General features: G+C 69.5%; 6 protein-coding genes. 3 read left to right on the forward strand and 3 right to left on the reverse strand.

Translation table 11 applies throughout. The features are described 5' to 3' along the window. Window positions 1-2: 2 nt before the first annotated feature. Window positions 3-998: a GDP-mannose 4,6-dehydratase gene (locus ABTX62_RS31560; protein ID WP_352119362.1), complete on the reverse strand. Its 996-nt coding sequence runs from the start codon at window positions 996-998 to the stop codon at window positions 3-5. 86 nt (window positions 999-1084) lie between these two features. After that, window positions 1085-1831 carry a methyltransferase domain-containing protein gene (locus ABTX62_RS31565; protein ID WP_352119363.1) on the reverse strand — a complete coding sequence of 249 codons (747 nt, stop codon included), beginning with the start codon at window positions 1829-1831 and terminating at the stop codon, window positions 1085-1087. A gap of 234 nt (window positions 1832-2065) precedes the next feature. Between ABTX62_RS31565 and ABTX62_RS31570 the strand changes: the two genes are divergently transcribed. After that, window positions 2066-3274: a bifunctional glycosyltransferase family 2/GtrA family protein gene (locus tag ABTX62_RS31570; protein ID WP_352119364.1), complete on the forward strand. Its 1209-nt coding sequence runs from the start codon at window positions 2066-2068 to the stop codon at window positions 3272-3274. Then, window positions 3271-4134: a ChbG/HpnK family deacetylase gene (locus ABTX62_RS31575; RefSeq protein WP_352119365.1), complete on the forward strand. Its 864-nt coding sequence runs from the start codon at window positions 3271-3273 to the stop codon at window positions 4132-4134. Before ABTX62_RS31570 ends, ABTX62_RS31575 begins: the two co-directional genes overlap by 4 nt. 201 nt (window positions 4135-4335) lie before the next feature. On the opposite strand, the gene ABTX62_RS31580 is transcribed toward ABTX62_RS31575, so the two are convergent. Continuing rightward, window positions 4336-4779, reverse strand: coding sequence for an enediyne antibiotic chromoprotein (locus ABTX62_RS31580; RefSeq protein ID WP_352119366.1), 444 nt, complete (start codon window positions 4777-4779; stop codon window positions 4336-4338). Between the two features lie 666 nt (window positions 4780-5445). Here ABTX62_RS31580 and ABTX62_RS31585 point away from each other — a divergent pair. After that, window positions 5446-6603 carry an epoxide hydrolase family protein gene (locus ABTX62_RS31585; protein ID WP_352119367.1) on the forward strand — a complete coding sequence of 386 codons (1158 nt, stop codon included), beginning with the start codon at window positions 5446-5448 and terminating at the stop codon, window positions 6601-6603. Window positions 6604-6925 lie beyond the last annotated feature (322 nt).

Genomic DNA, 6925 nt, shown 5'->3' on the forward strand with positions numbered 1-6925 from the left:
CGTCACCGGTTGTAGTGACCTGGCCTGTAGCCCGCCAGGTTCACGGGGTCCCGGAACCACTCGATGGTCCGCCGCAGTCCGTCCTCGCGGTCGACCGAAGGGCGCCAGCCCGTGCGTTCGCGCAGTCTTGTGGCGTCGCAGACCAGGCGGGCGACTTCGGAGTCCTTGGGGCGGACCCGACGGGGGTCCTCGCTGAGGGTCGCGTCGGCGCCCATCAGCCGGATGATGTCGGCGGCGAGCCGGCCGATCGAGACCTCGGTCCCCGTACCGGCGTTGAAGACCTCTCCGACCACCGCTGACGCCGGTGCGGTGCCGACGGACACGAAGGCGTCCACGGTGTCGGTGACATAGGTGAAGTCGCGGGTCGGATCGAGTGCGCCGAGGCTGATCTCCCGGGATCCGGCGGCGAGCTGACTGATGATCGTGGGGATGACCGCGCGCGCTGACTGACGTGGGCCGAACGTGTTGAACGGCCGCAGAGTCACCGCGGGTGTCCCGTAGCTGAGGCAGTAGGACTCGACGAGCTTGTCGGCGGCCAGCTTCGTCGCCGCATAGGGCGACTGGGTCTGCAGAGGATGGTCCTCACCGATCGGCACTGTCCTCGCCGACCCGTAGGTCTCGCTGGTCGAGGTGTGGACCAGTCTCGGCGTCCCGCAGGTGCGCACCGCGTCCAGCACGTTCAGGGTGCCCATGATGTTGGTGTCCGCATAGGAGCGTGGCGCCTGGTAGGAGTACGGGATCGCGATCAGCGCCGCCAGGTGGTACACCACGGCGGCCTGCTCGACCAGCGCCAGCGTCGATGCCGGGTCACGGACGTCGCCCGGATACACCTCGACCTCGCTGAGCACGTCGGCGTCGAGCCGGTCCAGCCATCCCCACGAGGCGAACGAGTTGTACATCACCATGGCTCGCACGTGGTGTCCGCGCCGTACCAGCGCCTCGACCAAGTGCGATCCGATGAACCCTTCGGCCCCGGTGACCGCTACCGGTTCGGTCATGGATCCTCCTGGTCCGCGCGCCGAGAACCTGCCGGCCCGGCGGGGCCGGTCGGCGATGTCCTCCCTACTCGGAGGCCTTCCTACGGTCACACAGGACGATCCGCTTCTGCTTCTCCCAACGTGCGGGACCTGTGCGGGGGGCTCGCCGTGGATGCGACGAACGTCCAACGGGCCTGGTTGTTCCCGACGTTGGACCGCATCCGCCGGCCCGAGAGCCCGGCCTGCCGTGCTCGGACCGTCATCTGCTGCTCGTCCAGCCGGGTGAGGCCGTGCCGTCGCCGCCGGCGCGCGTAGGGGGAGACCGCAAGCCGCAGCAGGGCGGGTACCGCGTCCGTGAGGAAGCCCTCGCGGATCGCGAAGCGCAGAAGTTCGACGGTGTCCGACACCAGCCCCACTCCCGGAGGCACGATGTCACCGACGACCAGCAGGCCGTCGGGGCCCAGGAGCCGGTGTGACTCCCGCAGGAGCGCGTCGATCTCGTCGGAGTCGAGGTACTGCACAACCGAGTGCACGACCATGACGTCGACCGACCCTGCCGCGAGCCCGGTGAGTCCGTCCGGCCCGATGACCGAAACACCCCGGTGGTCGGTGAACCGAGCCGTGAGACGAGCCCGGATGCTGTCCGCCGCTTCACAGAGGATCACCTCGCCGCACGCCGCCGCGATGCGGTCGGCGAACAGGGCGTCTCCCGGTCCGTAGTCGAGGACCCGGATGTCGCCGGGGGGAAGCAGCCGGATGATGTCCCGCGTCACCGCGCGGAAGTGCCGGTCCCGGTGCCGGTCGCTGATGTAGACGTCCTGCCCGCGGTTCCACTCGTCCAGCCAGGCCGACACAGTGACTCCTTTCCAGCCCGCTGTGCCCCTCCCGAAGGGACCGCTCGGACGGCGGGGACGGGCGCCGGCCCTCAGTTTCGCCGACCGCGGGCCGGGAGCCGTCTTCGTGGTTGCGGTGGAGCGGCACTAGCGCAAGGGGGAGGATGCCGCCCTCCGTCCGCTCGGCCGACGCTTGGTCCTCCACGTCAATGACCCTGCGCGCGCTCGTCGCGCGGCCATCGAGAGGCAGCGTCCATGACCGCGACCGCCGAAGAGTCCGTTGAGCTGACACGGGTGTCCCTGACCGAGATCGTAATTCCGGTGCGCAACGAGGAGAAGACCCTCGCCAGGAGCGTGCACCGGCTGCGCGATTACCTTGTCCGGAACTTCCCGTACCCGTTTGTGATCACCATCGCGGAGAGCGGCAGCGTCGATGGAACCTGCGCGATCGGGACGGCGCTGGCCCGTGACATCCCCGAGGTGCGGTTCGTGCACCTCGACGCGCGGGGGCGTGGCCTGGCTCTGCGGCACGTCTGGGCATCGAGCCGGGCCGACGTGGTCAGCTACATGGACGCGGATCTGTCGATCGACCTCGACGGGTTCCTCCCCCTCATCGCGCCCCTCGCGTCGGGCCACAGCGACCTGGCGATCGGAACGCGGCACGCACGAGGGTCGAGCGTGCAGCGATCCCTGCTGCGCGCTGTGCTGTCCCGCACATACAACCTGATCCTGCGTGTCGTCCTCGGAGTGAGCTTCTCCGACGCCCAGTGCGGTTTCAAGGCCGGGCGGCGGGAGGTCGTGCAGGCGATCATGCCGGCCGTCCACGACGACCAGTGGTTCTTCGACACCGAGTTGCTGTGCGTGGCGCAGCGCCAGGGGTTGCGCATCCACGAGGTTCCGGTCGACTGCCTCGACGATCCCGACAGCTCGGTCGACATCGGCCGTACGGTCCTGGACATGCTCCGGGGCGTTGTCCGCGTGGCCGGCCGCAGGGTGACAAGGGCCTTCGGGGCGCCGCTGCCGCCGCACTTGCACCGTTCCAGACTGCCCGTCGGTCCGGCGCGCAGGTTCCTGCGCTTTGCCGCGGTCGGAGCGGTGACTGGCCTCCTGCACATCCTGTTCTACGTCATGTTCACCACCGTGATGCCGGCACTGGCGGCGAACGCCGCCGGGCTGTTCCTCGCCACCGTTCTCAACACCGCGGCGAACCGACGGATCACCTTCGGGGTGCGGGGGCGTCACGAGGCGCTGCGCCACCAGGTCAGAGGAGGTATCGCCTTTCTCCTGGGCCTGGCCTGCACCAGCGTGAGTCTGCTCGCGGTCGGCTCCGGCGTCAGCAGGACCGTCGAGCTGGCCGTGCTGCTCGCCGGCGACGCCCTCGCCTCCCTGCTCCGCTTCGCACTCATGCAGCGCTGGGTCTTCGTGCCGTCACGGCGCCAGGACGGCAGGGAGGCCGTCCGGTGACGCGGCGTCTGCTCATCGTCAGTGCCGATGACTACGGTTTGAGCGAGGAAATCTCCCGGGGGATCCTCCGGGCCCACGACGCGGGTGTCGTGACGAGCGTCTCGGTGCTGGCCGTCGGTCCTGCGGTGGCGCGGGCGGCCGCGTGGCTGCGGGATCGCCCCGGGCTGGGGGTGGGCGGGCATCTCGCCGCGGTGGGTGAGGATCCTCCGTTGCTCAGCGCGCGCGAGATTCCCACCCTGGTCGATCGACGCGGCGCGTTCCGGTTGGGGTGGCGGTCGTTCATGACCGCGGCGATCGCGGGGCGCGTCGACATGGCGGACGTCCGCCGCGAGTTCGAGGCACAGCTGGAACGGCTCCGGTACGAGCTCGGTCTGAAGCTGACTCACGTCGACACTCATCAGCACCTCCACCTGTATCCCCCCGTCGCGCGGATCGTGACGGAGCTGGCCGGGGAGCGGGGAATCGGTGCGGTGCGCGTGCCCACGAGCGCCGCGCCCGGGCCACGGGGCATGGTGATCCGTCACTGGAGCCGGGCTCTGTCGACGCGTCTGAGGGCTGCGGGACTGTCGTTCCCGGAGGCGTACGGCGGGCTCGACGAGGCCGGTTCCCTGACGCTGCTTCGTGCCGAGCGCCTTCTGGGCCGCCTCGCCCGCGGCCCCGCCGGCACCATCGAGGTCAACTGCCATCCCGGTGAACCCACAGCCGGCGACCGGATCCGCTACGCGTGGGGTTACCGGTGGGAGGAAGAGCTTGCCGGGCTGACCTCCCCTTCCCTGCGCGAGACGCTCCGCCGGCTGGACCTGGACCTCGGAAGGTTCACGGACCTCCCCACTCCCGGCGCCCAGGCGGCATCCCGGTGAGATCTCACCGGATCGTGAGCGGGCAGCGAAAGCGGACCGCACCACGGCGGTAGCCGTGGTGCGGTCCGAGAGGTGGGTTCGGCGCGGAGAACCGCGTGGGGTGGGCGCGGGCGGGGCCCGCAGGGTGCCGAAGCACCCTGCGGGCCCCTTGCTGCGGCCGCAGCAGAGCGGTCCGCACAGAGGGTCGGCTGGACCCTCCGGTCACCGGAACGAGATCGCCACACTCGCCGGGCCGTTGCCGGCCGCGTCCGACATGCCGACCTGGCACTTCGCGGTGGCACAGTCCACGGTGCCCCAGCGAGTGCCGTCGAAGAGGTAGCCCTCGAAGGAGCGCCGCACCGTCAGCGACGTCTTCGCCGCTCCGCTGGCGTCTGCGGTCACGGCGGAGAAGTTCGCGGGGTTGCAGGCGAGCACGCCGGTGCCGACCCACGCGCACTGTCCGACGTCGTAGGCCGTGCCTGCCTGCAGGCCCTGAGCGGCGACCTGTACCACGGCACCGTCGGACAGCCCGGTCGACGGAGTCACCGTGGCCGTCGGTCCAGCGGCCACAGCGGAGGTCTGAAACCCGACGGTCAGTCCGAGCGCCACCGCCGAGCCGGCGACGACCCTGGCTACACGATTCCTGGTTATGGAAATGGGGACCACTCCTTCGTCGATACAGGGACATTCGAAGGCCAAAACAGAATGCCGTCGAAATCTGCAGAATGAGATTACCTAGCATTCCGGTTAGTGTCAATAAATATAAATGGCATTCTGGAAGAAGCATTCGAGGCAATGCGTGTGTACCATCCGGCCCCCTCGGCAAGGGAAAGCATTGAAACTGGTATACACCGTGAACATCCATGTATATGCCGTATGCCTGATGGGAATGAGGAGAAGCGAAAGCCGGTCGCGAACATTCGGTCTCTCCGTCAGGTGGCGCAAGCCGGAGACCGAAACCCTCGTGGCGGGTCCGGAACGGCTTCGGCCGCCTGCGGACCGTCGCCCGACCGGCCGACTTCTCCGGCATTGCGGGGTCTCGCCGAGGATCTTGCTGGGCTCTGGAGGCCGGCGTTAGCGTGACGGCGAGTTCGGGGCCCGATTCGTAGACCGCCCTGCTCGGCGCCGGTCGCGGCGCCGCGGGGGCCGCCCGGACGGCCGTCGCGGTGTCGATCAGCCGGTCGGCATGGGCCGGTGCCCCGGCACGACGCCGACAGGCGGCAGTTGTTCACCAGCCCGTTTCCCTACCACGGCAGTGAGGCGTTCACGCTGCGCTGCCATCGACCGGCGCGGCGCGGCCGGCCACGGTCGACCAGATGAAGGAGCTTCCCCATGCAGCCGTTCCAGGTCCAGATCCCCCAGGCTGACGTCGACGACCTCAAGCGCCGGCTGAGCGCGACCCGCTGGCCGGACCTCGTCGACGTCGGCTGGTCCCGTGGCGCCCCGCTGGAGTACATCAAGGAGCTGGCCGAGTACTGGCGTGACGGTTTCGACTGGCGCGCCGCCGAGCGCCGCATCAACCAGTACCCGCAGTTCACCACGGAGATCGACGGGGCCACCATCCACTTCCTGCACGTCCGCTCGCCCGAGCCGGACGCCACGCCGATGCTGATCACGCACGGCTGGCCCGGCACGCCGGTGGAGTTCCTGGACATCATCGGCCCGCTGACCGACCCGCGGGCCCACGGCGGCGACCCCGCCGATGCGTTCCACCTGGTCATCCCCTCGCTGCCGGGCTTCGGCCTCTCCGGCCCGCTCAAGACCACCGGCTGGGACCTGGGCCGGATAGCCATGGCCTGGTCCCAGCTGATGGCGAGCCTCGGCTACGAGCGCTACATCGCCCAGGGCGGCGACATCGGCGCCTTCACGTCGCTGCTGCTCGGGGCGATGAACCCGGGCCACGTGGCCGGCATCCACGTCAACCTCCTGCAGACCAACCTCAGTGGGGAACCGGGTGAGCTGGAGACGCTGAGCGAGGCGGACAGGGCCCGTCTCGCCAAGTCCGAGCGCTTCATCGACGACCTGTCCGGGCCCATGAAGATGCAGTCCACCCGGCCGCACACCATCGGCTACATGCTGAACGACTCGCCGGTCGCGCAACTGGCCTACCTGCTCGAGATGTTCAAGCACTGGGCCCAGACGGAGAAGGTCCCCGAGGACGCGGTCGACCGCGACCTGATGCTGACGCACATCTCGCTCTTCTGGTTCACCGCGACCGGTGGTTCCGCCGCGCAGGCGCACTACGAGCTGAAGCCGTTCCTTCCGATCACCTCCCTGATCGGCCGGTCCCCGACCATCGAGGTGCCCATGGGCGTCGCGGTCTACCCCGGGGCGCTCTTCCACCCGGTCCGCAGCCTGGCCGAGCGCGACTTCAAGCAGATCGTGCACTGGGCGGAGTTCGACCGCGGCGGCCACTTCTCGGCCATGGAGGAGCCGGACCTGTTCGTCGACGACCTGCGCACCTTCAACCGGACGCTGAAGAAGCTCTGACGCGGCACGCGGGCGGCGAGCCGGGGACTGTCCGAGCGGCAGGCCCCGGCTCGCTCGCATGTGCTGTCCGAGGCCCGGGGCCTTCCTCCGCCCAGCACCTCACCTGACCGCGTACCCGCGAGGTCATGCCCCGCATCGCCCGCCCCGCGTCGAGGCCGCGAGCGAAGCACGCAAGGACAGCCGATTCCCCGCCTTCCCCGCCATCGCGGCCGCCCTGGTGAGGCGCACGCTCGCAGACCCGTTCACCCTGGACGGACTGCGTAATTCCCCCGACACCTGCGCGATTCTCACTCGCGACAATCGGCAAGCCCTCGTCGTCTCG

Origin of the sequence: Streptomyces sp. NPDC096046, assembly GCF_040303285.1 — a bacterium.
Taxonomy (GTDB): Bacteria; Actinomycetota; Actinomycetes; order Streptomycetales; family Streptomycetaceae; genus Streptomyces.